Origin of the sequence: Qipengyuania soli, from assembly GCF_015529805.1 — a bacterium.
Lineage (GTDB): Bacteria > Pseudomonadota > Alphaproteobacteria > Sphingomonadales > Sphingomonadaceae > Qipengyuania > Qipengyuania soli.
On record NZ_CP064654.1, the window covers coordinates 1,056,864 to 1,083,036 of the forward strand.

A 26,173-nucleotide genomic window follows, 5' to 3' on the forward strand; every position below is an offset into this window, starting at 1 on the left:
AAATCCGTGGAATTCAATCTACTTGATAGGTTGCCCGTGGCCCAAGACAAGATCAGCCATGATGGCGTTTCCAAAGATTTGCCAGATTTACGACCACTAGCGTCACGATAAAGAGGATCATGACGTCTGGTCGCGGCAGGAATCCGCCACGCCAGGCGAGCCACCAGACGGGCGCCACAAAGTAGAACAGCTGTCCGCCGACCATGAAGCCGAAGTCGTTGGCGCTGCGCATGAAGTCATCCGAATTGCGACGCACAAGGAATACCAGCAGCGGTATGGCGATGCACCACACCCCCAGCATTGGCAGGACAACGCTGCCGGGCAGAGCCGCATTGCTGAACAGATCGAGACGTTCGCCATTGGGTCCGCGATGCGCAATCAAAGGGTATCCGGCCAGCGGTCCCAGCAGGGCTATTCCCACCAGGATCCAGCGCATCCTGATACCGCGCGCAGTGCGGGGCTCACCCATGGTGAAATCGGGCGCAGTACGCCAGAAGATGCGGCCCACGAAGATCGAAGCGATCCCGATAGCGGCGATGACCAGCCAGTCGAGCGGACCGTCGGCCTTGCGGGCAAGAATGACCGGAAGGATGGCAAAAGGCAGGAAGAGGCCAAGGCCAACCGCCCACAGCAAGAGGTTGCGCCAATAGCGGGCAGAACCCGGCACGACCTCGCCAGGGGCATCCGACAGGTCAGTTTTCGTCATCGAATATTTCCTCAATTGGCATGTCGAACAGCCGCGCGATGCGGAAGGCGAGGGGTAGGGAGGGATCGTGCTTGCCCGTCTCGATCGCGTTGACTGCCTGACGCGACACGTCGAGATGCATGGCCAGCTCCGCCTGGCTCCACTCCCGTTCGGCACGAAGGACGCGGAGGCGGTTCTTCATCGGCTGTCCTTCCAGCGCAGGAACTGGAAGATCCCGACGAAGGAAAGCATGTAAAGGAACCAAACTCTCCGGAGCACCAGTTCGGGTCGCATTTCGCTGAGATAGAAGGCGTTATAGAACTCGCGGTAGAAGTCCGGAGCACGCAAGTCGGTGTTCACGAAGATGCCTCCCAGTACCCACGGCCCGATGAGGAGGAAGGGTGGTATTAACGCCGCCCCGTAGGCCATCACCCGCAAGCTGCGCTTCACCAGCCCCTCGGCGTAATCGTCGCGCATGAAACTTGCGACCATGAGGAACAGCGGGACGAAGCTATTGAAGATGATCATCACCAGCCCGCCAGCGAGATACCAGGCCGGAGCATTCTCCACGTCGTAATGGCTAACGATCCAGTCGATCAGGCCAACGACCAAAAAGAACAGGCATATGTCCATCAGCCGAAAGTAGAGCCGGCTGCGGCGCGCGGTCGATTTCGCCTTCCCAGGCGATTGCGATACGTGTTGCATTCTCAGTACCCTCTCAGCCGCGCCCAGGTGAAGGCCAGGTGAAAGGTCACAGCGATGGCAACCAGGCCGAACACGGTGTCGTCGACATAGTCCCGGGTGAACGAGAGGATGCTGGCGAACAGCCAAAGTCCGGTAATGCTCAGCGCCCAGCGCGCTGCAAAGTAAACGAGGCTTTGGAAATATTCGTCCTGCCGTCCGATAAAGGCGAGGCCGATGAGCGAGCCGGCGGTGAAGCCACCCGCCAGCGCCTCGATATGGTCGTAAAAACCATAGATCTTGCCGGTGAGAAGCAGCAGCGAAGAGCCCAGTCCGACCCACATCATCTTCATGGTGAAGCCGCGGTCGTCGACGGTAATGGCGTTGGGGTTGTACGGCATTTCGGTGGGCTCCAGATCAATACGTTCCGCGGATTCGAGCCCAGGTGTGGGCGGCGAAGAATGCGGTGTAGGCAACCGCAGGACTTGCGCTCGCAGGAAAGTCCATCTTGTCTTCGACCCCGGCTAGGCCATCGATGAACCCTTCCATGGCGGGGCCGAACAATTCCCAGGCAATCAGCGCGATGAAGGCCGCACCGGCCCCCGCGCGCCAGAGTGCGGCGACGTATTCGTCGGCATTGCGGGTCACGAACAGCACGAGCACGGTGAGGACGAACAGGATGCCCCAGATCGTGCCGACCGTGCCCGACAGAGCGTCGGCCTTGCGGGCCCACATGAAAACTATGGCGACCACCCCGACCCAGCCTGCGGCGAGGTGGAGCGATGAGCGGGAGATTTTCGGGGCAGTCGGCATGTCTCTACTCACGTTGCCGCCCGACCGGGATGTTGGGTCCCGGTCCGGGCGGAAGTTGTTTTCAGGCGCCAGCGTCTTCGCTGACCGCGTTCGAGAGGCGGAAGTTCGGAGTTTTCGCGATGGCAACGGCCACACCGGCGCGGGCGGCCTTGCGCAATTCGGTGCGGCACTGGCGCTGGTCGGAGAGCGACGCGCCGTCGCGGGCATCATTGTCGCACGCCTCGCGGATCGACCGCTCGACCCGATTGTCTAGACGCAGCTGGTCGACGGGATCGGCGAGATTAAGGTCGCGGGTTTCGATCGTAACCGAGACCGTATCCTCGGCAAGAGCAGGAGCGGGGACGAGTGCGAGAGTGGCGAACAGGAAAGCGATCTTCTTCATGACAATCCTCCAGTTGGATGTAGGGTCCAGTGGTGAGGTCAACCTTCCGGTGTGTCAGGTTGTCCTGACTATATGTCGCGATTCGCTGACTATGTCAACAATACCTGACACGATGTCCGGATAACCTGTCATTTTCTGCCTTGCTGCATAGCGGCATTGACGCATTTTCGCGCATCCGCCAAAGCCCCGCGCCATGGACCGCAATCCGCAAAATTCATTCCAGGACATGATCCTCGCACTCCACGATTTCTGGAGCGCGAAGGGCTGCCTTATCCTCCAGCCCTATGACATGCGCATGGGGGCAGGGACCTTTCACACCGCGACCACCCTGCGCGCACTCGGGCCCGAGCCCTGGAACGCGGCCTTCGTCCAGCCGTGCCGCCGCCCGACCGACGGCCGTTACGGCGAGAACCCGAACCGGTTGCAGCACTATTACCAGTACCAGGTGATCCTGAAGCCGAGCCCGCCCGACATCCAGGACTGGTATCTCGAGAGCTTGCGCGTCATCGGGATCGATCCGCTCAAGCACGACATCCGCTTCGTCGAGGACGACTGGGAAAGCCCCACGCTGGGCGCCTGGGGCCTGGGCTGGGAAGTCTGGTGCGACGGGATGGAAGTGACCCAGTTCACCTATTTCCAGCAGATGGGCGGCTTCGACTGCAAGCCGGTCGCGGGCGAGCTGACCTACGGGCTCGAACGCCTCGCGATGTACATCCAGGGCGTCGACAACGTGTACGACCTCGATTTCAACGGGCACGGCGTGACCTATGGCGACGTCTTCCTCGAGAATGAGAAGCAGATGTCGAAGTGGAACTTCGAGGTCGCCGAGACCGACGCTCTGTTTGACCTGTTCAACAAGGCCGAGGCCGAGTGCAAGAACGCGCTTGCCAACGAGGTCCCCATCGCTGCCTACGAACAGGCGGTCGAGGCGAGCCACATCTTCAACCTGCTGCAGGCCCGCGGCGTGATCAGCGTGCAGGAGCGTGCGAGCTATATGGGCCGCGTCCGCGATCTGGCGCGCGGAAGCTGCGAGGCACACATGGCCAAGGAAGCCGCAGGCTGGGCGCAGAAGTTTCCGGAGTGGTCGGCATGAGCGACTTGCTCCTCGAACTGCGCAGCGAAGAAATTCCCGCTCGGATGCAGGCTGGCGCACGCGACGAACTCGAACGCCTGTTCCGGCGCGAGATGGAGGCTGCGGGCGTTTCGGTCGGTGAAATTACCGTCTGGTCGACCCCGCGCCGCCTCGCCCTGATCACGCGCGGCCTTCCCGTAGCGACCGAGGCCGTGAGCGAAGAAGCCAAGGGCCCGCCCGAGGGCGCTCCCGATGCCGCGATCGACGGCTTCTGCCGCAAGAACGGCGTTGTCCGCGAGAGCCTCGAATTGCGCGACGTGAAGGGCCGCAACACCTGGTTCGCAGTGATCGAAAAGCCCGGCCGGGCGACCAAGGACGTGCTCGCCGAAGCCATTCCGGCGATCATCCGCGATTTCGCCTGGCCCAAGTCGATGCGCTGGGGAGCAGCCTCGCTCTCGACCGAGAGCCTGCGCTGGGTGCGCCCGCTGTCGGGCATCGTTGCCCTGCTGGGCGACGACGTCGTCGAGTGCGAGGTGCATGGTGTCACTTCGGGCGCGGTCACGCTCGGCCACCGCTTCCATCACTCGGGCGACATCACCATCGGCAATGCCGACGACTATGCGGTCAAGCTGCGCGCCGGTCATGTGATCGTCGACCATGCCGAACGGCAGGACATGATCCGCTCAGGCGCGGCCAAGGTCGCCGCGGACGCCGGCCTCAAGCTGGTTGAGGACGAGGGGTTGGTGATCGAGAACGCGGGCCTCACTGAATGGCCGGTGCCGCTGCTCGGCCGTTTCGACGAGGCTTTCCTCGATGTGCCGCCGGAGGTCATCCAGCTCACCGCGCGCGTGAACCAGAAATACTTCGTTTGTGAGGATAGTGCAGGCAAACTCGCCAACGCCTTCGTCTGCACCGCCAACATCGAGGCCGCGGATGGCGGCGCGGCGATCGTCGACGGCAACCGCAAGGTCCTCGCGGCGCGTCTCTCCGATGCGCGGTTCTTCTGGGAGCAGGATCGCAAGACGCTGCTCGCCCAGCAGGCGCGAAAGCTGTCGCGCATCACCTTCCACGAAAAGCTCGGCACCCTGGACGACAAGGTCGACCGCGTCGCCAAGCTCGCCGACTGGCTCGTCTTCGACGCCAAGGCACCCAATGGCGACCACAAGCTGGCCCGCATGGCGGCGGAGCTGTCGAAAGCAGATCTCGTCACTGAAATGGTTGGCGAGTTTCCCGAACTTCAGGGGCTGATGGGGGGATACTACGCTCGGGCCGAGGGTCTGCCGGAAGAAGTCGCCGATGCGATCCGCGATCACTACAAGCCGGTCGGGGCGAGAGACGAGGTGCCGACAGCGCCGACCACCGTCGCAGTCAGCCTTGCCGACAAGCTCGACAATCTCTTGAGCTTCTTCAAGATCGACATCCTGCCGACCGGCTCGAAGGATCCTTTTGCCCTTCGTCGCGCCGCGCTCGGTTACCTTCGCCTGGTCCAGGCGAACAATTTGAAACTCGAACTCGACCAAGTGGTGCACGCATGGGCGAGCAAGCCGCTTCCTGCGCTGGCGGAAAAGCTGGCCGACTTCCTGCTCGACCGCCTGGCGGTCCAGCTGCGCGATGAGGGCGTGCGCCACGATTACATCCAGGCATCGCGTGCCTGGCAAGGGCGGACGGACATGCGCGTGGACCGGGTCGAGGCCCGCGCGCGCGCGCTAACTTCGTTCATGGACACCGACGACGGCGCGAACCTCCTCGCCGGCTACAAGCGCGCGGCCAATATCCTCAAGAAGGAAGACTGGCACGGGATCGAGGGCGAGATCAGCCGCACGGGCGAGGAAGATCCGCTGGCGCTGGTCGACGATCCAGACATGAAGGCAGTGATCGACGCCAAGATGGCCGAGCGCCATGCGCGCGACCTTTCCTACACGCCGGAACCTGCCGAAAAGGCGCTGATGGACGCTCTCGCCACCGCTCAGCCGCAGGCCGCCAAGGCCATCGCCGCCGAGGATTTCGCCGCCGCCATGGCTGCGCTTGCCTCGCTGCGCGCGCCGATCGACCGCTTCTTCGATGAAGTGACGGTAAATGCGGATGAAGAAAACAAGCGGGCAAACCGGCTCGACCTGCTTGCGGCCTTCCGTGCTGCAGTGCACAAAGTTGCGGACTTCAGTCGGATCGAAGGCTGATCCGTTTCATTCGCATGGACCCTGTTCCATGTGTTCCATCCTGTAGGGACTGCCCTGATGAGTAACGACACGGTCTTCACCTTCGGCGGGAATGCTCCGCATTCGAATGCACGGCAGAAGGACAAGACCGTCGTCGGCGGCAAGGGCGCCAATCTGGCGGAAATGGCCAGCATCGGCTTGCCGGTTCCTCCGGGTTTCACCATCGCGACCGAGGAGTGCCTCAAGTACCTCGATCAGGGCGCGGATTTCTCCGACAAGCTGCGCGCCGATGTTGCCGAGGCACTGGCCCACGTCGAGCGCACGGTCGGCAAGGGCTTCGGTGATGCGGCCGATCCGCTTCTCGTCTCGGTCCGTTCGGGCGCGGCCGTCTCGATGCCCGGAATGATGGACACCGTCCTCAATCTTGGCCTGAATGACGAGACAGTGGAAGGTCTCGCTGCGACCTCGGGCGACGAACGCTTCGCTTGGGACAGCTATCGCCGCTTCATCCAAATGTATTCCGACGTGGTGCTCGGCGTCGACCATGGCCTGTTCGAGGAAGCGCTCGAAATCGCCAAGGAAGACAACGACTATTACGCCGACACCGAAATGTCAGCGGATGACTGGAAGTCGCTGGTCGCCGAGTACAAGCGCATTGTCACCGAAGAGCACGACGCGCCGTTCCCGCAGGACCCGAACGAACAGTTGTGGGGTGCCATCCGCGCAGTCTTCGACAGCTGGGACAGCGAGCGCGCCAAGATCTACCGCCGCCTCAACGACATCCCGCACGACATGGGTACGGCGGTGAACGTACAGGCAATGGTGTTCGGCAACATGGGAGAAACCAGCGCCACCGGCGTCGCCTTCACCCGCGATCCCTCGACCGGCGAGCGCGCCTACTACGGCGAGTGGCTGGTAAATGCGCAGGGCGAGGATGTCGTCGCCGGTATCCGCACCCCGCAGTACCTCACCAAGGCTGCGCGGGAGGCTGCCAACGCCAAGCCGCTGAGCATGGAGGAGGCCATGCCCGAGGCCTATGGCGAACTGGCGCGCGTCTTCGACTTGCTCGAGCGGCACTACCGCGACATGCAGGACATCGAGTTTACCGTGCAGCAGGGCAAGCTGTGGATGCTCCAGACGCGCAGCGGCAAGCGCACGGCCAAGGCCGCGCTCAAGATGGCGGTCGAAATGGTCGGCGAGGGGCTGATCGACGAAAAGACCGCGATCCTGCGTGTCGATCCCATGGCGCTCGACCAGCTGCTCCACCCGACGCTGGATCCCGATGCTCCGCGCGATGTCCTGACCAGCGGCTTGCCCGCGTCTCCCGGTGCGGCGAGCGGCAAGATCGTGCTCGACGCCGATACTGCCGAAGTCTGGGCCAATCGCGGCGAGAAGGTTATCCTTGTCCGGGTCGAGACTTCTCCCGAGGACATCCACGGTATGCATGCCGCCGTCGGCATCCTGACCGCGCGCGGTGGCATGACCAGCCACGCCGCCGTGGTCGCACGCGGCATGGGCCGCCCTTGTGTTTCGGGTGCCTCGCAGGTTTCGATCGCCCGCGAAGGCCGTGTGCTAACTATCGGCAATCGCGAGCTGAAAGAAGGCGACACGATCACCATCGACGGTTCGAACGGGCAGGTCATGGCGGGCGAAGTGGCGACCATCGAACCAGAGCTTGCCGGCGATTTCGGCGTTCTGATGGAATGGGCCGACAAGTATCGCCGGATGCGGGTTCGCACCAATGCGGAGACCGAAGCGGACTGCCGCATGGCGCGTCAGTTCGGGGCCGAGGGTATCGGCCTCTGCCGCACCGAGCACATGTTCTTCGATGCCGACCGCATCAGCCTCGTGCGCCAGATGATCCTCGCCGAGAACGAAGCCGGGCGACGTGCGGCACTCGACAGGCTGCTCCCCGAACAGCGCGGCGACTTCGTGAAAATATTCGAAGTCATGGTCGGCCTGCCGTGCACGATCCGACTGCTCGATCCGCCGCTCCACGAATTCCTGCCGCACGAGGATGCGGACTTCGTCGAACTGGCCAATGCAACGGGCCGCGATGTCGACCAGCTAAAGCGCAGGGCAGGGGAGTTGCACGAGTTCAACCCGATGCTCGGTCATCGTGGTTGCCGCCTCGGCATCACCTATCCCGAGATCTACGAAATGCAGGCCCGCGCCATCTTCGAAGCGGCGTGTGAAGTGGCCAAGGCGTCGGGCGAGGCTCCGGTGCCGGAGATCATGATCCCGCTTGTGGCGACGAGGCGCGAGCTCGAAATACTCAAGGGTGTCGTCGACAAGGCCGCGCAGGAAGTGTTCGCGGCATCCGGGACGACCATCGAATACCTCGTTGGTACCATGATCGAACTTCCGCGTGCGGCACTGATGGCGGGCGAAATCGCCGAAGTGGGCGAGTTCTTCAGCTTCGGGACGAACGACCTTACGCAGACCACGCTCGGCGTCAGTCGTGACGATGCAGGGCGCTTCCTCACGGCCTATGTCGAGAAAGGCATCTTCGCGCGCGACCCCTTCGTCAGCCTCGACGTGGATGGCGTTGGCCAGCTGGTGGAGATTGCTGCAGAGCGCGGGCGAGCAACCCGCCAGGGTATCAAGCTCGGTATCTGCGGCGAGCACGGTGGCGATCCGGCTAGCATCGCTTTCTGCGAGAAGACCGGTCTCGATTACGTCAGCGCCTCGCCCTATCGCGTGCCGATTGCCAGGCTGGCGGCAGCACAAGCCAGCCTGCGCTAGTCTTTCCAGCCGGTTAGGGTCAGAACCTCGAGTGCTTCGAGGACTCTGCCGTGCTTGTTGGCTCCCTTGCGGAAGGCCTCGCGGGCACGCTGTAATTCGTCTTTCCCGAGAGCCGAGGCAGGCTGGGCGAGAACATTGCCCAGACCCTGGTCGCGCAGGTCCGAAACGAGCTTGTCCATCGATGGAAAGGCGACGGTGAGGCTCCGGCTGTCCACCACTTGGCGCTTGAATAGGGCGCGCTGGAGAAGCGCCGATGCCGCGGCATTGTCGACCAGAGGGTGCATCCGCGGTTCGGGCCGCTCTGGCTGGGCCGCGATCATGGCCGCACGCAGATGGGCTAGGCTGCCTGCCCCGATCAGGCTCGCAATGAAGAGACCGTCAGGGGCAAGCGCGGTGCGAATGTGGAGGAGGGCGCCGGGAAGGTCGTTGACCCGGTCGAGCGAGGCGAGGCTGACGATGAGGTCGTAAGGCGAGCCGCCTATCGGCAATTCCTCATCGAGACTGGCGACGTCGCGCTCATCGACATGGGCGCCTCGTCCTCGCAGCGACAATGCCAGGGTCGAGGTGATGTCGCCCACGACAAGTGCGCGCTTCGGTTCGAAACGCATGAATTCCAGCCGCTCGAGCACATCCTCGACCATGTCGTCGAAGACGTAGCGCGCAGCGTCGCGCTGCGACTGCCTGACCCGTGCGCGCCTCAAGGCTGCGATCCGACGACTGCGAGAGAATATGCGGGGAGGGGCCGAATTCGCCATATCGTCCGCCCTGCCGCTCTTGCTCTTCGCACGCAAGCGCGGCAGCAAGCACCAATGTCGAAAAGTCGCATGATTTCCGAGAGTCTCGCGCCGCTTCTCGATTTCGTTTATCCGCCCCGTTGCGCCGCATGTGGCGAGGCGATCGGAGCGCATGGCGGACTGTGCACCGATTGCTGGGGCGACCTGGTCATCCCGTCGGGCCCTTCCTGCGCAAGTTGCCAGAGGCCCTTCGGTGATACCGGACCGACAGAGGGAGCCGTCTGCGCTCCATGCCTGGCCAATCCGCCAAAGCACGACGGCATCCATGCCGGGACGCTCTACACGCAGACCTCGCGAAAGCTCATCCTGGCGTTCAAGCACGGAGGGCGAATTGCCCTTGCCCCCATGCTTGCCCGATTGATTGCTGCGCGCCTTCCGGATCCCGATCCCGAAACAGTGATAGTGCCCGTGCCGCTGCATCGGCGCCGGTTGTGGAGCCGCGGATTCAATCAGGCAGCCTTGCTGGGAAAGGAACTGGAAAAGCTCGGTCACGGTCGCCTGCTTGTCGATGCGCTACAGCGCAGCAGGCCAACGCCGAGTCTGGGTAGTCTGGGTGCCAAGGCGCGCAACAAGGCGTTGGCAGGCGCAATTTCGGTGACCGGCACTGGGAGGCGCAAGATTGGCGGACGCGATGTCCTGCTGGTCGACGATGTGCTGACCAGCGGGGCGACGAGCGCTGCCTGCGTAAGGGAATTGAGGAAGGCCGGTGCCGCGAGCGTGCGAATCGCGTGCTTCTCGCGCGTCCTCGATGAAGCGATCGACCTGTCGCGCTCCAGCCCTGCCAAGTGAAACGCCCGGGTCCTTTCGGACCCGGGCGCCACGTGACGAATATTACCGGACCCATCTTTCGATGACGGTGCGGCCCCCCAGCAGCACCTAGTCCATCCCTCATCGTTTCCGGATGCGCCGTGCAAACCCTCAACACGGCAGCGTATCCGGGACCCCCATGAACCTGGCGCTCTGATGGCACCGCTGCTCCGGTGGGCAGGCCTCACTTGCCTGCGAAGGCCAATGTTCAACAAACTTACTGTTGTTGGAATATTGATTCCGATCCGGCGTCGATTTTGACTGGCATTTGTGGTTATCGTGCAACAAGCACCAAGCACTTCTGCAACGCACAAAAAGGAAGCCCCGTGGACGAAAAACTGGCCCGAGAGGTCGGCACCGACTTCATGCCGAAGTTCGACGACAAGGGTTTGCTGACCGCAGTCGTTACCGATGCGAACGACGGATCGGTTCTCATGGTGGCTTTCATGGACGCCGAGGCGCTCGAGGCGACTCGCGCCTCGGGGAAGGCTCACTTCCATTCGCGATCGCGCGGGCGCCTGTGGAAAAAGGGTGAGAGTTCGGGGAACGTGCTCAAGGTGGTCGAGATGCTTGTCGACTGCGACCAGGACGCGATTGTGTTGCGCTGTTCGCCCGCAGGTCCGACCTGTCATACCGGGGCCACAAGTTGCTTCTACCGCGTCCTTGACGGTGACACTCTCCACCGCGTCAAGTCTTGACGCTTACGTAAACGTTCGGCTATTGGGTCAACATGACACAGCCGCTGCCCAGCAACCTCCCGCACGCCGACACCGACCGTCGCCACGCGGGCGCGCATCTCGATCGTCCGGACAAGCTCGACCGGGAGCAGTACTCGATTTCGGACCTGACAAGCGAGTTTGACTGTACCGCGCGCGCGCTGCGCTTCTATGAAGACGAGGGGCTGATTGCGCCGTCGCGCATCGGCCTGACCCGCATCTATTCGAAGCGTGACCGGGCGCGCCTGGCGTGGATCATGCGCGCCAAGAATGTCGGGTTCTCGCTGACCGAAATTCGCGAGATGATCGACCTTTACGATCTCGATGACGGGCGCCAGGAACAACGCCGCGTCACGATCGAGAAGTGCAGGACGCACATTGCCAAGCTCAAGGCCCAGCGCGCCGACATCGACAGCTCCATCAAGGAACTGACCGAGTTCGTGACGCTTGTTGAGACGCAGCTCGACTGATTTGCCTCCCCGGCGGGAAACCGACCGAAACCAATACCAAGGACACACAAGATGCCCACCTATACCGCGCCGACCCGCGACACGCGTTTTATCGTCAATGAGGTGATCGACCTCGCCAGCTACGGCAACCTGCCTGGTTTCGAGATGGCGACGCCCGATGTTACCGACGCGGTGATCAATGAAGGGGGTCGTTTCTGTGCCGAGGTACTGGCGCCGATCAACCAGTCGGGCGATCAGGAGGGTTGCACGCGCCACCCCGACGGCTCTGTAACCACGCCCAAGGGCTTCAAGGAAGCTTTCGACCAGTTCCGCGCAGCGGGCTGGGGCACGCTATCGGCGCCGGAGGAATTTGGCGGGCAGGGCATGCCGCACGTCCTCGGCATGGTCATGGAAGAGTTCATCTCGAGCGCCAACCAGGCCTTTGGCATGTACCCTGGCCTCACCAATGGCGCGGTCTCGGCGCTGATCGCCAAGGGTTCGCAGGAGCAGAAGGAGAAGTATCTCCACAAGATGATCTCCAACGAATGGACCGGCACCATGAACCTGACCGAGCCGCACTGCGGCACGGACCTCGGCATGATCCGTACCAAGGCGGAGCCCCAGGGCGATGGCAGCTATGCCATCACGGGTACCAAGATCTTCATCTCCGCCGGCGAACACGACATGGCCGAGAACATCATCCACCTCGTGCTGGCCAAGACGCCCGGCGCGCCCGACAGCACCAAGGGCATTTCGCTGTTCGTGGTGCCGAAGTTCCTCGTCAATGACGACGGCTCGCTGGGCGAGCGCAACGGCGTGATGTGCGGCTCGATCGAACACAAGATGGGCATCCACGCGAACTCGACCTGCGTGCTGAACTACGACGGCGCCAAGGGCTGGCTCGTGGGCGAGGAGAACAAGGGGCTCGCCGCCATGTTCATCATGATGAACGCTGCGCGCCTCGGCGTCGGCATCCAAGGCCTGTCGCAGGCCGAAGCCGCCTACCAGAACGCAGTCGCCTATGCGCTCGACCGTCGCCAGGGACGGGCGCTTACCGGTCCGGCCGATCCCAACGCGCAGGCCGACCCGATCTTCGTCCACCCGGACGTGCGCCGCATGCTGATGGACGCCAAGGCCTTCACCGAAGGCATGCGCGCGCTGTGCCTGTGGGGTGCCCTGCTGGTCGACCTCAGCCACAAGGCACCGACCGAAGAGGAACGCGCCGAGGCAGATGCGATGATCGGCCTGCTGACGCCGGTCATCAAGGGCTACGGCACCGACAAGGGCTATGACGTTGCAACCAACATGCAGCAGGTCTTCGGTGGCCACGGCTACATTGAGGAATGGGGCATGAGCCAGTTCGTGCGCGATGCCCGTATCGCCATGATCTACGAAGGCACCAATGGCGTGCAGGCAATGGACCTGTGCGGCCGCAAGCTCGCCCAGGGCGGCGGCGCGGCGATCCAGGCGTTCTTCAAGGCTGTGGGTGACGACATTGCAGCTGCTAAGGGTGACGAGACCCTTGGCCCGCTTGCCGAAGCGCTCGAAAAGGCGCTTGGCCAGCACCAGGCATCGACCATGTGGTTCATGCAGAACGCGATGCAGAACCCCAACCACCTCGGGGCCGGCGCGCATCACTACATGCACATCATGGGCATCGTGACGCTGGGCTGGATGTGGCTGCGCATGGCCAAGGTCGCGCAGGCAGCGCTGGCCAATGGCACCGACGACAAGGCCTTCTACGAAGCCAAGCTCGCCACCGCGCGCTATTACATGGACCGCTTCCTGCCCGACGCCGGCGCGCTGCGCCGCAAGCTCGAAAGCGGCGCCGACAGCATGATGGCACTGGGAGCCGAGGCGTTCGCCACGGCTGCATGAAGTCGGCACGAAAGTGACGGAAGGGCCCGGGCGTAGAACCCGGGCCTTTTTCGTTCAGCCCAGGACTTCGTCGAAGAACGAATGCATCGCTGCCCAGCTCTGCCTGTCCGCGCTGGCGTCATAGGCCGGATTGGGCGAGCCATCGAGCATGGCCCGGTTGGTGAAGCCGTGTTCGGTGCCGGAGTAGCTGTGAAAGTGCCAGTTTGCCTTCACGGCGTCCATTTCTTCCCAGAACGCCATCACCTGGCTGCGCGGCACGAGTGCGTCGGCATCGCCGTGGCAGACAAGGATGCGCGTCGTGAACTCATCCTTCGCCTTGAGCGGTGTTTCGAGAATTCCGTGGAAGCTGACCACGGCAGCAAGGTCCTGTCCGTCACGCGCCATTTCCAGCACGGCGAAACCGCCAAGGCAGAAGCCGATGGCCAGCTGCGGCAGGTCGGGTTCGAGGTCGCGAAGCTTTGCAATCGTCGCCCGCAAGCGCGTGCGCATGGCGTCCGGGTCCGACCTCAACTTGGTCATGACCGCGAACGCCTGCTGGAAGTCCGACGGGGTTTCCGGACCATAGAAATCCCCGATCAGCACTGCATACCCGGCTTCGACGAGCGCTCGGGCCTTCGCCTCCACGCCGGGGGTGGAGTTCATGAAGGTCGGGAACACCGCGACTGCCGCACGCGCCGGTCCTTCGGGGCGCATGTGCAAGCCTACGAGTGGCTTGTCACCGTCGACATAGTCGACGCGCTGGAACGCGCTCATTCGGGCAGGAAGTCCGGCACCGAGAGGTAGCGCTCGCCGGTGTCGTAGTTGAAGCCGAGCACGCGCGAGCCTTCCGGCAGGTCGGCCAGCTTCTGCTTGATGGCCGCGAGCGTCGCGCCACTCGAAATGCCTACGAGGATACCCTCCCTGGCGGCGCACTGCCGCGCCATTTCCTTGGCATCTTCGGGATCGACCTGGATCGCGCCATCGATAGTCTGGGTGTGCAGGTTGGCCGGAATAAAGCCCGCGCCGATCCCCTGGATGGGGTGCGGTCCGGGTTGACCGCCGCTGATGACGGGCGAGAGCGTCGGCTCGACCGCGAAGGCCTTCATCTCGGGCCAGGCGGCTTTCAGTACCTCCGCACATCCCGTGAGGTGGCCGCCGGTCCCGACGCCGGTGATCAGGACATCGACCGGGGTCTCGGTGAAATCGCTGAGGATTTCGAGCGCCGTCGTGCGGCCATGGACCTTCCAGTTGCTGTCATTGTCGAACTGGCTCGGCATCCACGAGTTCGGCGTGGAGGCAATCAGTTCCTGCGCCCGCTCGATTGCGCCCTTCATGCCCTTTTCCTTGGGTGTCAGGTCGAAGCTGGCACCATAGGCGAGCATCAGGCGGCGGCGTTCCATGCTCATGCTTTCGGGCATGACGAGGATGAGCTTGTAGCCCTTGACCGCGGCAGTCATAGCCAGGCCGATGCCGGTATTGCCGCTCGTCGGCTCGATGATAGTGCCGCCAGGCTTGAGGCGTCCGTCCTTCTCCGCATCTTCGATCATGGCGAGACCGATACGGTCCTTGATCGACCCGCCAGGGTTGGCGCGCTCGTTCTTCACCCAGACCTCGTGGTCGGGGAAGAGGCGCGAAAGGCGGATGTGCGGTGTGCCTCCGATGGTGGCGAGGACGGAATCGGCTTTCATGTGAGTGCCTCCTTGCGGGTCGGACTGGCGCCGGTTGTGTCCGGCAGGAATTCTGGTTCGAAGGTCTTGGCCTGGCGCAGCTGGGGGAAGATTACTGCCCAGATCGCGGTCACCACTATGGCACCCACGCCGCCGAATACAACTGCGCCCGCAGCACCGAAGAATGCGGCGGCCAAGCCCGATTGCATCTCGCCCAGTTCATTGGAGGCGGAGATAGCGAGGCCGGAGATGGACGAGACGCGGCCGCGCATCCGGTCGGGTGTGTTCAGCTGGACCAGGCTCGAACGGACAAAGACCGAAATCATGTCCGCCGCGCCAAGCAGGGTGAGCATGGCCAGCGACAGGGCGAAATTTCGGCTGAGGCCGAAAACGATGGTCGCCGCGCCAAACACAACGACAGCCCACAACATCTTGGGGCCGACATTATGCTCCAGCGGTTTCCACGCCATCCACAACGCCACCGCCGAGGCCCCGATTGCCGGCGCGCCGCGCATGATACCGAGGCCTTCCGGGCCGACCATCAGGATATCGCGCGCAAACACGGGGAGCATGGCAGTCGCACCGCCAAGCAGGACTGCGAACAAATCGAGTGTGATGCAGCCGAGAAGGAACTTCTGGCGCCAGGTAAACTGTGCGCCCTCGATCATCTGGCGTACCGGATGAAGCGGCGTCGCGTCCTGTTCCGCACGGATGGGCCGGATCGAACGGATGAGGATGGCCGAACAGATGAGCAGACCGGCCGAAATGACATGTGGCAGCCAGTTGCTCTCGGCAAATACGAACCCGCCCGCGGCGGGTCCGATAACGCTCGCCACCTGCCATGCGATGCTGGACATGGCGATCGCTCGCGGCAGCAGGCGAGGCGGGACGATGTTCGGGGCGACCGCGCTCATTGCTGGACCGACGAAGACGCGGGCTGCGCCGTGCATCGCCGCCAGCGTGAACACGCCGGGCAGGGTAAGCGTGTCGCTCCAGGTCATGAAAGCCAGCAATCCTGCGACCGTGCAGTCGGTGAGGTTCGCCAGCGCGGCTACGGTCCGGCGGTCAAAGCGATCGGCGGCCCAACCCGCGACCGGTGTAAGCAGGAGAAGCGGGATGAACTGCGCCAGGCCCAGCAGGCCAAGCAGGAACGCACCCTCGCTGCGGGTGTAGCCGTAATCGGTGCGGGCAATGTCGTAGGCCTGGTAGCCGATCAGTACGACCATCGACATGGTCGCGAATACTGCAAAGAACCGGGCCAGCCAGTAGCGCCGAAAGTCGCCGATCGCGAGCGGCGAGGTTGGCTCCGGCGATGTCGCTTGTTTTTCGCTCACGCCCAAACGCATGGCAGGCGCGTCTTCGGTTGTGAAGACGCGCCTGCTTCGCGTTCTGGAATCAGAAGTTTATTATCAGCGCAGCTTGCGCAGGCGCGGGTTCGGTTGAAGCGTATCGATTAGCGCGAGGAAATCGTCGACGCGGATGATCCGCTCGAACTGAAAGCCCGCGCGGTTGTCGCGGCACCAGATGACATAGGATTCGATGCGTCCGACCACCGGAAGACGAATAATCACGCGGTCGCCGCGGACGAGGCCGTCGGCATTGTCGACCATGAAACCATTGGCCGAGATATTCGCGATATGCAGGCGCAGATCGCCCTTGCCGAAATGTTCGGCAATCACGGGGTGATCGACCGGGTGGCGCGCCATGCGCCGCTGGTCGGTTACGCTGAGTTGTGCTCCGGCACCCATCGATGCGATCCTTCCACTAGAATGACTCGAATGGTGGTATCGCCGCAAAAGGCTGAAAATTGGTAAACCCGCGCTGAAGAATTATGAACCGCGCCTGCAGGGGCCACCGCTCACGGGCGCAAGATTGCGTGCTTTTTCTTGCCCAGGCTCAGCTTCGCCTCGGTGCCCTCGGCCAGCGAAACCAGATAGCCCGGATCGCTGATCGTCTCGCCGTCGAGCTTGACCGCGCCCTCCGCCAGCTTGCGCTTTGCTTCTCCGTTGGAGGCGGTGAATCCGAGTTCGGTCAGTGCTGCGCCGATACGCATGCCTTCGGCGCCGACCGACAGGGAAGGGAGGTCCTCGCCCGCACCGCCACCGGAGAAGGTCTCCGCTGCGGTACGCTCCGCCAGTGCCGCCGCCTCTTCACCCCGAACGAGCTTGGTTACCTCGTTCGCAAGAATCGCCTTTGCCGAGTTGATCTCGGCTCCCTCGAGCGATTCGAGGCGTTCGATCTTGGTCAGCGGGATGTCGGTGAACAGGCGCAGGAAACGACCGACGTCGCGGTCGTCGACGTTGCGCCAGTACTGCCAGAAATCATAACTCGGCAGCTGCTCCTCGTTGAGCCAGACGGCACCCGCGGCGGTCTTGCCCATCTTTGACCCGTCGGCAGTCGTGAGCAGCGGCGTGGTCAGGCCGAACAATTCGGTCCCGTCCATCCGGCGTCCCAGTTCCATGCCATTGACGATATTGCCCCACTGGTCGCTGCCACCCATCTGCAGACGGCAGGCGTAGCGCTGTGCCAGCTCGCGGAAGTCGTAGGCCTGAAGGATCATGTAGTTGAATTCGAGGAAGGTCAGCGGCTGCTCGCGCTCGAGCCGCAGTTTGACCGAATCGAAGGTCAACATGCGATTGATCGTGAAATGCGGGCCGACGTCACGCAGCAGCTCGATATAGCCGAGCTTGCTCAGCCACTCGTCATTATTGACCATCACAGCATCGGTCGGTCCGTCACCGAAGGCGAGCAAGCGCTCGAACACCTTGCGAATACCGGCGATGTTGGCGTCGATATCCTCATTCGTGAGCATCTTGCGGCTTTCGTCCTTGCCGCTGGGATCGCCGACCTTGGTGGTGCCGCCGCCCATGACCACGATGGGCTTGTGCCCGGCCTGTTGCAGGCGACGCAGCATCATGATCTGTACGAGGCTGCCGATGTGCAGCGAAGGCGCAGTGGCATCAAAGCCGATATACCCCGGGATGACCTGCTTGGCGGCAAGGGCATCGAGGCCCGCCGGATCGGTGATCTGGTGGATGTAGCCACGCTCTTCGAGCAGGCGCAGGAGATCGGAGGTGTAGGTGCTCATGGTGGCAGGGCCTCTAGCAGCGGTGAACCGTTCTCCCAAGTGGCTTGCGGAGGCTTTTCTGCTGCGCAATAGCGGCGCCATGCACTCGCTTGTCCTGCACCCCCACTGCGCCCCCGGCCCCATCACCAAGGTAGAGGCCGAAATCGAACCCACGAACGAAGGGTGCCGCGCCCGGTTTCGCTTCGTCGGCGACATTGCGTCGATCAAGGTGCCCGAAGCTGCTGCGCCGGAGCGGATGGACAATCTCTGGAAGACGACCTGCTTCGAGATCTTCTGGCAGCCGGAGAGCGGGACTTACTACCGCGAATTCAACCTCTCGCCCTCGACCCGCTGGGCCTGTTACGACTTCGACGATTTCCGCCTCAACAGCCGCGATGCTCCAGCCTTGGTCGATATCGATTGCACCCATGATGCGCACGAGCTGATCCTGTCGGCGGAAATCAAATCCGAACTGCCGACCCCTGCCGCGGTCGCGCTGAACGGGATCGTCGAGGACAAGGACGGCAACATCCAGTTCTGGGCGCTCGCATTCCAGGAGGGGAAGCCGGAATTCCATTCGACCACCTGCCGCAAGCTGCATCTCGCGGGGCGCCTGTGAGCGTGCGTTTCGGCATCGACCGGCTGCTTGCAGAGGACGACCTCGTCGCCCAGCTCAAGGGAAAGCGCGTCGCTCTGGTCGCGCATCCGGCGTCGGTCACCGCGCAATTGAAGCATTCACTCGACGCTCTGGTCGAACGGGGCATCAACGTGACCAGCGCCTTCGGGCCCCAGCACGGGCTCAAGGGCGACAAGCAGGACAACATGGTCGAGACCGAGGACGAGACCGATCCTCGCTACGGCATCCCGATCTTCAGCCTTTACGGCGAGGTTCGTCGACCTAGCGGGCAGATGATGTCCTCTGCCGACGTGTTCCTGTTCGACCTGCAGGATCTCGGCTGCCGCATCTACACCTTCATCACGACGCTGCTCTACCTGATGGATGAAGCGGCCAAGGCGGGCAAGGAAGTCTGGGTGCTCGATCGCCCCAATCCGGCAGGCGGGCCGGTAGAAGGTACACTTCTGGTTCCGGGGCAGGAAAGCTTCGTCGGCGCCGCTCCCATGCCCATGCGCCACGGCCTGACCATGGGCGAGATGGGCCTGTGGTTCCGCGAGCATTTCAAGCTCGACCTCGATTACCGGGTTGTCGAGATGACCGGATGGCAACCGGGCAAGGCTCCCGGCTATGGCTGGCCGGACGACCGCATCTGGATCAATCCAAGCCCGAACGCGGCAAACCTCAACATGGCGCGCGCCTATGCCGGCACGGTGATGCTCGAGGGCACGACGCTGAGTGAGGGCAGGGGGACCACACGGCCGCTCGAAATCCTGTTCGGCGCGCCCGATGTCGATGCGGGCGCCGTCCTCGACGAGATGAACCGCGTGGCGCCCAGCTGGCTACGCGGCTGCGCCGTGCGCGAGTGCTGGTTCGAACCGACCTTCCACAAGCACGCGAAGACCCTTTGCAATGCGCTGATGATCCACGCCGAAGGTCCGTTCTACGACCATCACGAGTTCCGCCCGTGGCGTTTGCAGGCGCTCGCCTTCAAGGCGATCCGCACGCTCTACCCTGACTACGAGATCTGGCGCGATTTCCCCTACGAGTACGAATTCGACCGTCTCGCCATCGACGTTATCAACGGCGGACCGTCCCTGCGCGAATGGGTCGATGATGCCGAGGCGGAGCCCGGCGACCTAGAGGCCATCGCTTCGGCGGACGAGGCTGAATGGCGCCAGACCATCGCACCGCATCTTCTGTATTCCTGATCCGCGCTTGACCAAGCCTTCGAATTAAGGAACGTTCTCCAGACGTGACGGGCATACCCGCGCTTCTGGAGAGGAATTAATGGCCACAGCTGCGCCAGTGGGCGACACGAGCAAAACCGTGCGTGTGACGCTCTGGATCTTGCTGATCGTCTACATCTTCAATTTCATCGACCGTCAGATCGTCAACATCCTCGCCGAACCGATTGCGAAGGATCTGAAGCTTTCGGACACGCAGATCGGACTGATGACCGGCCTTGCATTTGCGCTGTTCTACACTGTGCTGGGCCTGCCGATTGCGCGCTATGCCGATCGGCCGACGACCAATCGCCCACGGTTGATTGCTGTCGCTCTGGCGGTCTGGTCGGGCATGACCGCGCTGTGCGGACTCGCGAACAACTTCATCCAGCTTCTCCTCGCACGGATCGGCGTGGGCGTTGGTGAGGCGGGCTGTACGCCTGCGGCGCATTCGCTCATCAGCGACCTCGTTCCGAAGGAAAAACGCGCCTCGGCGCTGGGATTTTACGCCCTCGGCATCCCGATCGGGACTGTCCTCGGCATGATCATCGGCGGCCAGCTCGTCGACGTCCTTGGCTGGCGCAAGGCCTTCATGATCGTCGGCTTGCCCGGAGTGGCCATGGCATTGGTCGTGTGGTTCGTCCTGAAGGACCCGCGCAGGCATATGGCCGAAGCTACTGCAGCTTCACCCCCTCCAGGCATGGCGACCGGTGAGGCGATCCGCTCGATCCTCTCCAGCAGGGCAATGGTGCTGTTGCTGATTGCGGCCTCCTCGGCCGCGTTCCTCAGCTACGGGAAGACGACGTGGGCAACGATCTTCTTCCAGCGCACGCACGGTCTGACGCCGGGCCAGGTCGGCCTGTGGTTCGGTATCGTCAATGGGGCCGGGGGAATCCTCGGGACCTGGCTCAGCGGCAAGATCGCCGACCGATATGGAGCGGTCAAACGCCAGCACGTGCTGACAGCGGCGGCGCTCGGAATGCTGCTTGTCGCCCCCACCGCGATCCTTGGCTATTCGGCGAGCGACTGGCGCATTGCCTTGCTGATCCTGTTCTTCCCGACTTTCCTCGGCTCGCTCTATTATGGCCCGACCTATTCGAGCGTTCAGGGACTTGTGACGCCGCAGGCGAGGGCACTGGCATCGGCGGTGCTGCTGTTCTTCCAGAACCTCATCGGCCTCGGCCTCGGGCCCCTGCTCTTCGGCATGTTGTCCGACGTTCTGAAGCCGTCCTTGGGCGAAGACAGCGTCCAGTGGGTTCTCTACAGTGCCAGCGTCATGAGCCTGATCCCAGCGTTCTTCTTCTGGCGGTGCAGCCTGCGGCTCGACGAGGAACTCGACCAGAAGGGCTAGTCGGGCTTTCTGACGGGATTGACCAGGCTGACGAGAACGAAACTGATGATCATCAGCAGGTACCAGCTGCCCAGCTTGCCGATGCCGACCATCTTCCACTCGTTCTCCTGGCCGGGGTAGCTCCACGCCCTTGCGTAGGTGCCGATATTCTCGGCGAACCAGATGAACAGCGCGACCAGCAGGAAGCCGACGAGAAGAGGCATCCAGCGGTGTCTGCGCCAATTGCGGAAGTGGATTTTCGTGAAGGCGAAATACCAGCCTACTGCTGCGAATATCAGGATGCGGACATCGGGCAGCCAATGATGCGCGAAGAAGTTTGCGTAAATCGCGGCTGCCAGGAGGTACGTTGCCCATCGCGGCGGATAATTCGAAAAGCGGAAGTCGAAAATTCGCCAGACGCGGGCGATGTAGCTGCCGACGCTGGCGTACATGAAGCCCGAAAAAAGCGGGACGGCCCCAATGTGAAGGACACTCGCTTCGGGATAGAGCCACGATCCGGCGGCGGTCTTGAACAACTCCATGACCGTGCCGACTACGTGGAAGATGAGGATGACCTTCGCCTCCTCCAGCGTTTCCAGACGCAGCGCCAGCATCACTCCCTGAATGACGACGGCTCCGAGCGTGATGAAGTCGTAGCGATGAAGTGGCGCACCCTCGGGATAGAAGAGGTGGGTGCCCAGCAGCAGGATCAACATGAGTGCGCCGAACAGGCACGCCCAGGCCTGCTTGAAGCCGAACAGCAGGAATTCGTAGAGCCACAATCTCCAACCGGTCCCGGGATCGAACTGTTCGAGGCGGAGGCGTACCGCCTCGAAGCGGGAGTGGTGAAAGGTCAAACGTACACCGCGATCGCAGCAATCGCCATCGCGGCCGGTACGAACACAGCCTGCGCCAGCAGGGTGCCAGCAAGGCGGCTCAGGGAAATCCACCCGATGGTCCTGCGAAACTGGCCCTCGGAGACTTTCCCGTCCACCACGTCGTCGGTCATGACCGACAATTGCGGGTCGATGAGTGCGAACAGCAGGATGGTCGCAAAGCCGTTCACCACCGCAGAAAGCTGGCTTGCCGTCACCCGGAACTCGGGCGCGAGGTAGCCGGCGTAAAGCGACGCGAGAACGCCGACCGTCAGCAGGGCCTGAGCCATCATGTTGCCGAACAGTACGCTCCAGCCGACGCCCGGACCGCCGCGCAACGATGCCAGTTGCGAAGGGCTGGGGAGTGTGACCGACTCCTTCATCACTTTCAGGCCCGCCGGGCTCGCGCTGCGCAGGAGCAGGCGCGTAGTCGAGCGGTTGTTCTGAAAATAGCCGATCGCTCTCGAAAAGACGCGTTGGCCCGTCGGGATCAGGAGGATACCGGAAAGCACCGCGATTGTGGCCGACAGCAGCACGAGGCGAAAATCGGCTTCGAGACCGGTGCCCGCACCGCTATGAAGCCGCGTTTCGATGCGCTTGGCAAGGAACGGGCCGAGGAAGCCGTTGGCGGTACGCGAGAACAGCACGAGGATGTTGAATAATGCAAAGCTCAGCGCGATCCGCTGGGTTCGCACGCCTGCAATGCGTGCCGAATAGGCCAGGGTGCCGATCAGGTGGATGGCGAATGTCAGCAGGCAGATGACAAGCAGCGGAGAGTCCATCCCGTGCGCCTAGACTGACAAATCGTCGCACGCCACGGCGAAAGCGTAAGCCCCGCTCAATAGTTGATCCAGCCCGGAATGGGGCCGGCAGAACCGGTTAGATTTACTTCGACCCGTCGGTCGCGAACGTCTTCTCTGAAGTTATACCGTTCGGGCATCACGGCGCGCAAATTGAAGGAAACGTTGTCCGCGCCATGAGCAGGCAGGTGCAGGCTCCCCCAGGCGATATCCAGCATACGCGCGTTCTCGTCATCGTGCATTGACCTGAAGTGCGTGTGCCCGCCATCGGCGCGGATCTCGACAGCGAAACGTTCGAGGACCGGATCGGCGCCGTCGACGGCCCAGACCGCGGCAAAAATGAGCTCATCCCTTCGCTGACGCAGTTCGGCATGCTCGACCAGCGATGCCGGGGGATGCCAGGGGTCGTCCCCGAAGATCGCGTTGAGGTAAACCTTCTTCGGCGGAGTGTGCGCATCCATGCGCGGTGAGAATTCGCTGCGCCAGACAGAGATGTAGGGCGTGAGGGGTGATCTCACCGGAATGCCGAAGGCCTTGATCGCCATCGCTTCACCCTGATGGATCCGCGTATCCGCCACGGGTGCATAGGAGAACAGGCGGGTTTCGCCGCCCAGATCGTGCGTGCAGCTGGCGATGCAAACGTGGCCGTCCCCTGAGGCCAAGCTCATCCCTGCTTGCGGCTCAACTCGCGCATCGCGTCGTCGAGCCCGTCGAGCGTCAGCGGATACATGCGGTCATTGACCAGCTGCTTCATCACTTTGGTCGACTGCGAATAGTTCCACTGCTTCTCCGGCACCGGATTGAGCCACACGGTTGCGGGATAGGTGTTGACCATGCGCTGCATCCAAACCGCGCCCGCTTCCTCGTTCATGTGCTCGACGCTGCCGCCCGGATGAGTGATCTCGTAGGGGCTCATCGCCGCATCGCCGACGAAGATGACCTTGTAGTCGTGCCCGTATTTGTGGAGCACGTCCCAGGTCTTGGTCCGCTCCTGCCAGCGGCGGCGGTTGTCCTTCCAGACCCCCTCGTAGAGGCAATTGTGGAAGTAGAAGAACTCGAGGTTCTTGAACTCGGTCGTCGCCGCGCTGAACAGTTCCTCGCAGAGCTTGATGAAAGGGTCCATCGAACCGCCGACATCCAGAAACAGCAGCAACTTCACGGCATTGTGCCGCTCGGGGCGCATGTGGATGTCGAGCCAGCCCTGCTTGGCGGTCCCGTCGATCGTTGCATCCAGGTCGAGTTCGTCTGCCGCGCCTTCACGGGCAAAGCGGCGCAGGCGGCGCAGCGCCATCTTGATATTGCGGGTGCCAAGTTCCTTGGTGTTGTCGAGGTTCTTGAACTCGCGCTTGTCCCAGACCTTGAGCGCCCGCTTGTGCTTGCTCTCGCCCCCGATGCGGACGCCCTCGGGGTTATATCCCGCGTTGCCGAAGGGGGAGGTGCCCCCGGTCCCGATCCACTTGTTGCCGCCCTGGTGGCGCTTTTCCTGTTCCTCGAGCCGCTTCTTCAGCGTCTCCATGATCTCGTCCCAGGACCCCAGCGACTTGATCGCCTCCATCTCCTCTTCGGAGAGGAACTTCTCGGCGACGGCCTTCAGCCAATCCTCGGGAATGTCGACCGGGTTTTGCCCGTAGTCCGACATTATTCCCTTGAAAACCTTGGCGAAGACCTGGTCGAAGCGATCGATCAACCCCTCGTCCTTCACGAAGGTCGCGCGCGACAGGTAGTAGAACGCCTCGGGCGTCTGCTCGATCACGTCCTTGTCGAGCGCCTCCAGCAGGGTGAGGTGCTCCTTGAAGCTTGCGGGGATGCCTGCTGCACGCAGCTCGTCGACGAAGTTGAAGAACATGGTGACAGCCTAGCGCGACCGGCGGCGGAGGCGAAGTGAAAAGCGCCACGCTTAACCCGCCAATAACCATTCCTGTTTATCTGGCATGCCAAAGGACACACAACAGGGGTCAGTCCGTACATGGAACTCAGTGCAATCAATGCCAAGGGCGCGGCGAACATCAGCCAGATCCCGGAAAGCTGCGGCAAGGTCACCGTCGGGTGCACCGACGTCGCCGGTATCGTTCAGGGCGTCATCGATTCTTTCGGGCATTTGCGTGCCGAATACATCGAGTTGCAGGGTACCGTTTCTGCGCTCGACGAGGACCAGCGCAAGGTGCTCGAAGCCAGCGACGAGGCACGGCTCCTTTCGGAACGTGCGATCGACAGGCTTGCCCAAGGCTCGGAACTCATCGGCAACTCGCTCGGCCAGATCGGCAATCTCCTCGGCCTTGTCGAAACGCTGACCGAACATGTCACCGGCTTCGCTGCAGCAATGGACCAGGTGCGGCGCAGCTCACAGGAAATCGACCAGATTGCCGAGACAACCAATATACTCGCTCTCAATGCCACGATCGAGGCGATGCGTGCCGGCGAGCAGGGCCGCACCTTCGCTGTGGTCGCCAACGAGGTAAAGACACTCGCCAGCGAGACCCGCAAGGCCACCGAGGAAATCGGCCGCACAATCGACATGCTGGGTCTCGAAGCCGAACAGGTAATCGAGAAAATCCAGGTCGGGGCCACCGCCAGCGCGGAGGCAAAGAGCTCGGTCTCGGCGATCGAGCACACGCTCCTCGGCGTTACCGAACTGATCAACGAGGTCGATGCCCAGCAGGACCAGATCGCCCGCAACACTGCGACGATTTCGGAGCATGTTCACCGCGTCCAGGACGTCTTGACCGATTTCGACGGAGCAGTCACCGAGAACGAGGCCAAGCTCGAGACCGCGCATGGTCGCATGGAAGACCTCGAACTCACAGCCAGCGACATGTTCGACAAGCTGGTCAAGGCGGGTCTCTCGCCGCAGGACAGCGCCATGGTCGATCGCGCAATGGCCCATTGCCAGAACCTCGCCCGCATTGCCGAAGAGGCAATTGCCAAGGGGGAACTGACCATGGAGCAATTGTTCGACCAGAACTACCGCCCGGTCCCCGGCACGAACCCGCAGCTCTACCGCACCACGCTGAGCGACTGGGCTGACCGCAATTGGCGCCCCGTGATCGACGCCGTGGTTGCCGAAGGCGGCTACATCAAGATGTGCTCGCCGGCAGACATGAGAGGCTTCCTGCCGACCCACGTCAGTGCCCATTCGCGCCAGCCCACCGGCGACATCGCGCACGACACCAAATTCTGCCGTAACGGCCGTATCATCCTCGAAGGTGTCGACCTCGTCTCGAAGGCCAGCAGCGATCCCTACACCATGGCAGTCTATCGCCAGGAGGGCGATGGCAAGAACTACATCGTGGTGCGCAACGTCTACGTGCCGTTGTTCATCAACGGCCGCCGCTGGGGTGATTCCGAGCTGGCTTACACCTTCGACTGATTGCCCCCGCAGAAACAATAAGGGGCGCGTTCCGGCAATGGAACGCGCCCCTTTTTCGTTGCGGCAACAGG

27 protein-coding genes are annotated in these 26,173 nt (G+C 62.7%); 11 read left to right on the plus strand and 16 right to left on the minus strand.

Annotated features, from left to right (window positions below):
• Positions 1–52: 52 nt before the first annotated feature.
• From IRL76_RS05335 to IRL76_RS05360, 6 genes are all read right to left on the minus strand, one after another.
• The gene (locus IRL76_RS05335; RefSeq protein ID WP_200983753.1) at positions 53–706 is read right to left on the minus strand and encodes a hypothetical protein; all 654 of its coding nucleotides are present in this window, start codon (positions 704–706) and stop codon (positions 53–55) included.
• Positions 693–887, minus strand: coding sequence for a helix-turn-helix transcriptional regulator (locus IRL76_RS05340; RefSeq protein ID WP_200983754.1), 195 nt, complete (start codon positions 885–887; stop codon positions 693–695). Before IRL76_RS05340 ends, IRL76_RS05335 begins: the two co-directional genes overlap by 14 nt.
• Positions 884–1,318 (minus strand): hypothetical protein, encoded by a 435-nt coding sequence (locus IRL76_RS05345; RefSeq protein WP_200983755.1) that lies wholly within the window; start codon positions 1,316–1,318, stop codon positions 884–886. Before IRL76_RS05345 ends, IRL76_RS05340 begins: the two co-directional genes overlap by 4 nt.
• Before the next feature lie 74 nt (positions 1,319–1,392).
• The gene (locus IRL76_RS05350; RefSeq protein WP_200983756.1) at positions 1,393–1,767 is read right to left on the minus strand and encodes a hypothetical protein; all 375 of its coding nucleotides are present in this window, start codon (positions 1,765–1,767) and stop codon (positions 1,393–1,395) included.
• A 16-nt stretch (positions 1,768–1,783) separates the two neighbouring features.
• Complete coding sequence (locus tag IRL76_RS05355) at positions 1,784–2,179, minus strand: hypothetical protein (RefSeq protein ID WP_200983757.1); 396 nt, start codon at positions 2,177–2,179, stop codon at positions 1,784–1,786.
• Positions 2,180–2,240: 61 nt separating this feature from the next.
• Complete coding sequence (locus IRL76_RS05360) at positions 2,241–2,561, minus strand: UrcA family protein (protein WP_200983758.1); 321 nt, start codon at positions 2,559–2,561, stop codon at positions 2,241–2,243.
• A gap of 193 nt (positions 2,562–2,754) precedes the next feature.
• Here IRL76_RS05360 and IRL76_RS05365 point away from each other — a divergent pair, with 193 nt between their 5' ends.
• The 3 genes from IRL76_RS05365 to ppdK are packed head-to-tail and all read left to right on the plus strand — an operon-like array spanning position 2,755 to position 8,534.
• On the plus strand, positions 2,755–3,654 hold the full coding sequence (locus tag IRL76_RS05365) for a glycine--tRNA ligase subunit alpha (protein WP_200983759.1): 900 nt from the start codon (positions 2,755–2,757) through the stop codon (positions 3,652–3,654).
• Positions 3,651–5,810 carry a glycine--tRNA ligase subunit beta gene (gene glyS, locus IRL76_RS05370; protein ID WP_200983760.1) on the plus strand — a complete coding sequence of 720 codons (2,160 nt, stop codon included), beginning with the start codon at positions 3,651–3,653 and terminating at the stop codon, positions 5,808–5,810. The genes IRL76_RS05365 and glyS overlap by 4 nt, the downstream gene beginning before the upstream one ends.
• Before the next feature lie 57 nt (positions 5,811–5,867).
• Positions 5,868–8,534 (plus strand): pyruvate, phosphate dikinase, encoded by a 2,667-nt coding sequence (gene ppdK, locus IRL76_RS05375; RefSeq protein ID WP_200983761.1) that lies wholly within the window; start codon positions 5,868–5,870, stop codon positions 8,532–8,534.
• Here ppdK and IRL76_RS05380 read toward each other — a convergent pair.
• Positions 8,531–9,235: a methyltransferase domain-containing protein gene (locus IRL76_RS05380; protein WP_343072321.1), complete on the minus strand. Its 705-nt coding sequence runs from the start codon at positions 9,233–9,235 to the stop codon at positions 8,531–8,533. The two genes, ppdK and IRL76_RS05380, sit on opposite strands and share 4 nt — an antisense overlap.
• Before the next feature lie 108 nt (positions 9,236–9,343).
• On the opposite strand from IRL76_RS05380, the gene IRL76_RS05385 reads away from it, so the two are divergent.
• From IRL76_RS05385 to IRL76_RS05400, 4 genes are all read left to right on the plus strand, one after another.
• A complete protein-coding gene (locus IRL76_RS05385) occupies positions 9,344–10,117 on the plus strand; it encodes a ComF family protein (RefSeq protein ID WP_200983763.1) in 774 nt (257 codons plus the stop codon).
• 383 nt (positions 10,118–10,500) lie between these two features.
• A complete protein-coding gene (gene hisI, locus IRL76_RS05390) occupies positions 10,501–10,833 on the plus strand; it encodes a phosphoribosyl-AMP cyclohydrolase (protein ID WP_200984191.1) in 333 nt (110 codons plus the stop codon).
• Between the two features lie 32 nt (positions 10,834–10,865).
• On the plus strand, positions 10,866–11,321 hold the full coding sequence (locus tag IRL76_RS05395) for a MerR family transcriptional regulator (RefSeq protein ID WP_200983764.1): 456 nt from the start codon (positions 10,866–10,868) through the stop codon (positions 11,319–11,321).
• 51 nt (positions 11,322–11,372) lie between these two features.
• Positions 11,373–13,178: an acyl-CoA dehydrogenase C-terminal domain-containing protein gene (locus IRL76_RS05400; protein WP_200983765.1), complete on the plus strand. Its 1,806-nt coding sequence runs from the start codon at positions 11,373–11,375 to the stop codon at positions 13,176–13,178.
• A 54-nt stretch (positions 13,179–13,232) separates the two neighbouring features.
• On the opposite strand, the gene IRL76_RS05405 is transcribed toward IRL76_RS05400, so the two are convergent.
• From IRL76_RS05405 to tyrS, 5 genes are all read right to left on the minus strand, one after another.
• Positions 13,233–13,931, minus strand: a complete 699-nt coding sequence (locus IRL76_RS05405) for a dienelactone hydrolase family protein (RefSeq protein WP_200983766.1) — start codon at positions 13,929–13,931, stop codon at positions 13,233–13,235.
• A complete protein-coding gene (cysK, locus tag IRL76_RS05410) occupies positions 13,928–14,845 on the minus strand; it encodes a cysteine synthase A (protein WP_200983767.1) in 918 nt (305 codons plus the stop codon). The genes IRL76_RS05405 and cysK overlap by 4 nt, the downstream gene beginning before the upstream one ends.
• Positions 14,842–16,170, minus strand: coding sequence for an MFS transporter (locus IRL76_RS05415; RefSeq protein WP_200983768.1), 1,329 nt, complete (start codon positions 16,168–16,170; stop codon positions 14,842–14,844). The genes cysK and IRL76_RS05415 overlap by 4 nt, the downstream gene beginning before the upstream one ends.
• A gap of 63 nt (positions 16,171–16,233) precedes the next feature.
• Entirely contained in the window at positions 16,234–16,572 is a 339-nt protein-coding gene (locus tag IRL76_RS05420) for a PilZ domain-containing protein (RefSeq protein ID WP_200983769.1), read from the minus strand.
• 110 nt (positions 16,573–16,682) lie between these two features.
• The gene (gene tyrS / locus IRL76_RS05425) at positions 16,683–17,912 is read right to left on the minus strand and encodes a tyrosine--tRNA ligase (protein ID WP_200983770.1); all 1,230 of its coding nucleotides are present in this window, start codon (positions 17,910–17,912) and stop codon (positions 16,683–16,685) included.
• 79 nt (positions 17,913–17,991) lie between these two features.
• Here tyrS and IRL76_RS05430 point away from each other — a divergent pair, with 79 nt between their 5' ends.
• The 3 genes from IRL76_RS05430 to IRL76_RS05440 all read left to right on the plus strand — a co-directional run bounded on the left by IRL76_RS05430 (position 17,992) and on the right by IRL76_RS05440 (position 21,081).
• Entirely contained in the window at positions 17,992–18,510 is a 519-nt protein-coding gene (locus IRL76_RS05430; RefSeq protein WP_200983771.1) for a DOMON domain-containing protein, read from the plus strand.
• A 2-nt stretch (positions 18,511–18,512) separates the two neighbouring features.
• On the plus strand, positions 18,513–19,715 hold the full coding sequence (locus IRL76_RS05435; protein WP_200983772.1) for an exo-beta-N-acetylmuramidase NamZ family protein: 1,203 nt from the start codon (positions 18,513–18,515) through the stop codon (positions 19,713–19,715).
• Between the two features lie 79 nt (positions 19,716–19,794).
• Positions 19,795–21,081 (plus strand): spinster family MFS transporter, encoded by a 1,287-nt coding sequence (locus IRL76_RS05440; RefSeq protein ID WP_200983773.1) that lies wholly within the window; start codon positions 19,795–19,797, stop codon positions 21,079–21,081.
• Here the strand turns inward: IRL76_RS05440 and IRL76_RS05445 are convergent.
• The 4 genes from IRL76_RS05445 to IRL76_RS05460 are packed head-to-tail and all read right to left on the minus strand — an operon-like array spanning position 21,078 to position 24,581.
• The gene (locus tag IRL76_RS05445) at positions 21,078–21,917 is read right to left on the minus strand and encodes a DUF817 domain-containing protein (RefSeq protein ID WP_200983774.1); all 840 of its coding nucleotides are present in this window, start codon (positions 21,915–21,917) and stop codon (positions 21,078–21,080) included. The genes IRL76_RS05440 and IRL76_RS05445 overlap by 4 nt on opposite strands.
• Complete coding sequence (locus IRL76_RS05450; RefSeq protein WP_200983775.1) at positions 21,914–22,717, minus strand: lipid II flippase Amj family protein; 804 nt, start codon at positions 22,715–22,717, stop codon at positions 21,914–21,916. Before IRL76_RS05450 ends, IRL76_RS05445 begins: the two co-directional genes overlap by 4 nt.
• Before the next feature lie 56 nt (positions 22,718–22,773).
• Complete coding sequence (locus IRL76_RS05455) at positions 22,774–23,403, minus strand: hypothetical protein (protein WP_200983776.1); 630 nt, start codon at positions 23,401–23,403, stop codon at positions 22,774–22,776.
• On the minus strand, positions 23,400–24,581 hold the full coding sequence (locus IRL76_RS05460; protein WP_200983777.1) for a vWA domain-containing protein: 1,182 nt from the start codon (positions 24,579–24,581) through the stop codon (positions 23,400–23,402). The genes IRL76_RS05455 and IRL76_RS05460 overlap by 4 nt, the downstream gene beginning before the upstream one ends.
• 120 nt (positions 24,582–24,701) lie before the next feature.
• Between IRL76_RS05460 and IRL76_RS05465 the strand changes: the two genes are divergently transcribed.
• Positions 24,702–26,102 (plus strand): methyl-accepting chemotaxis protein, encoded by a 1,401-nt coding sequence (locus IRL76_RS05465; RefSeq protein WP_200983778.1) that lies wholly within the window; start codon positions 24,702–24,704, stop codon positions 26,100–26,102.
• Positions 26,103–26,173 lie beyond the last annotated feature (71 nt).

What these genes read in the sequence shown, in the direction of transcription:
- IRL76_RS05335 (WP_200983753.1), bottom strand. Translation starts at nt 706, where the DNA reads ATGACGAAAACTGACCTGTCGGATGCCCCTGGCGAGGTCGTGCCGGGT.
- IRL76_RS05340 (WP_200983754.1), bottom strand. Translation starts at nt 887, where the DNA reads ATGAAGAACCGCCTCCGCGTCCTTCGTGCCGAACGGGAGTGGAGCCAG.
- IRL76_RS05345 (WP_200983755.1), bottom strand. Translation starts at nt 1,318, where the DNA reads ATGGACATATGCCTGTTCTTTTTGGTCGTTGGCCTGATCGACTGGATC.
- IRL76_RS05350 (WP_200983756.1), bottom strand. Translation starts at nt 1,767, where the DNA reads ATGCCGTACAACCCCAACGCCATTACCGTCGACGACCGCGGCTTCACC.
- IRL76_RS05355 (WP_200983757.1), bottom strand. Translation starts at nt 2,179, where the DNA reads ATGCCGACTGCCCCGAAAATCTCCCGCTCATCGCTCCACCTCGCCGCA.
- IRL76_RS05360 (WP_200983758.1), bottom strand. Translation starts at nt 2,561, where the DNA reads ATGAAGAAGATCGCTTTCCTGTTCGCCACTCTCGCACTCGTCCCCGCT.
- IRL76_RS05365 (WP_200983759.1), top strand. Translation starts at nt 2,755, where the DNA reads ATGGACCGCAATCCGCAAAATTCATTCCAGGACATGATCCTCGCACTC.
- glyS (WP_200983760.1), top strand. Translation starts at nt 3,651, where the DNA reads ATGAGCGACTTGCTCCTCGAACTGCGCAGCGAAGAAATTCCCGCTCGG.
- ppdK (WP_200983761.1), top strand. Translation starts at nt 5,868, where the DNA reads ATGAGTAACGACACGGTCTTCACCTTCGGCGGGAATGCTCCGCATTCG.
- IRL76_RS05385 (WP_200983763.1), top strand. Translation starts at nt 9,344, where the DNA reads ATGTCGAAAAGTCGCATGATTTCCGAGAGTCTCGCGCCGCTTCTCGAT.
- hisI (WP_200984191.1), top strand. Translation starts at nt 10,501, where the DNA reads ATGCCGAAGTTCGACGACAAGGGTTTGCTGACCGCAGTCGTTACCGAT.
- IRL76_RS05395 (WP_200983764.1), top strand. Translation starts at nt 10,866, where the DNA reads ATGACACAGCCGCTGCCCAGCAACCTCCCGCACGCCGACACCGACCGT.
- IRL76_RS05400 (WP_200983765.1), top strand. Translation starts at nt 11,373, where the DNA reads ATGCCCACCTATACCGCGCCGACCCGCGACACGCGTTTTATCGTCAAT.
- IRL76_RS05405 (WP_200983766.1), bottom strand. Translation starts at nt 13,931, where the DNA reads ATGAGCGCGTTCCAGCGCGTCGACTATGTCGACGGTGACAAGCCACTC.
- cysK (WP_200983767.1), bottom strand. Translation starts at nt 14,845, where the DNA reads ATGAAAGCCGATTCCGTCCTCGCCACCATCGGAGGCACACCGCACATC.
- IRL76_RS05415 (WP_200983768.1), bottom strand. Translation starts at nt 16,170, where the DNA reads ATGCGTTTGGGCGTGAGCGAAAAACAAGCGACATCGCCGGAGCCAACC.
- IRL76_RS05420 (WP_200983769.1), bottom strand. Translation starts at nt 16,572, where the DNA reads ATGGGTGCCGGAGCACAACTCAGCGTAACCGACCAGCGGCGCATGGCG.
- tyrS (WP_200983770.1), bottom strand. Translation starts at nt 17,912, where the DNA reads ATGAGCACCTACACCTCCGATCTCCTGCGCCTGCTCGAAGAGCGTGGC.
- IRL76_RS05430 (WP_200983771.1), top strand. Translation starts at nt 17,992, where the DNA reads ATGCACTCGCTTGTCCTGCACCCCCACTGCGCCCCCGGCCCCATCACC.
- IRL76_RS05440 (WP_200983773.1), top strand. Translation starts at nt 19,795, where the DNA reads ATGGCCACAGCTGCGCCAGTGGGCGACACGAGCAAAACCGTGCGTGTG.
- IRL76_RS05450 (WP_200983775.1), bottom strand. Translation starts at nt 22,717, where the DNA reads ATGGACTCTCCGCTGCTTGTCATCTGCCTGCTGACATTCGCCATCCAC.
- IRL76_RS05455 (WP_200983776.1), bottom strand. Translation starts at nt 23,403, where the DNA reads ATGAGCTTGGCCTCAGGGGACGGCCACGTTTGCATCGCCAGCTGCACG.
- IRL76_RS05460 (WP_200983777.1), bottom strand. Translation starts at nt 24,581, where the DNA reads ATGTTCTTCAACTTCGTCGACGAGCTGCGTGCAGCAGGCATCCCCGCA.
- IRL76_RS05465 (WP_200983778.1), top strand. Translation starts at nt 24,702, where the DNA reads ATGGAACTCAGTGCAATCAATGCCAAGGGCGCGGCGAACATCAGCCAG.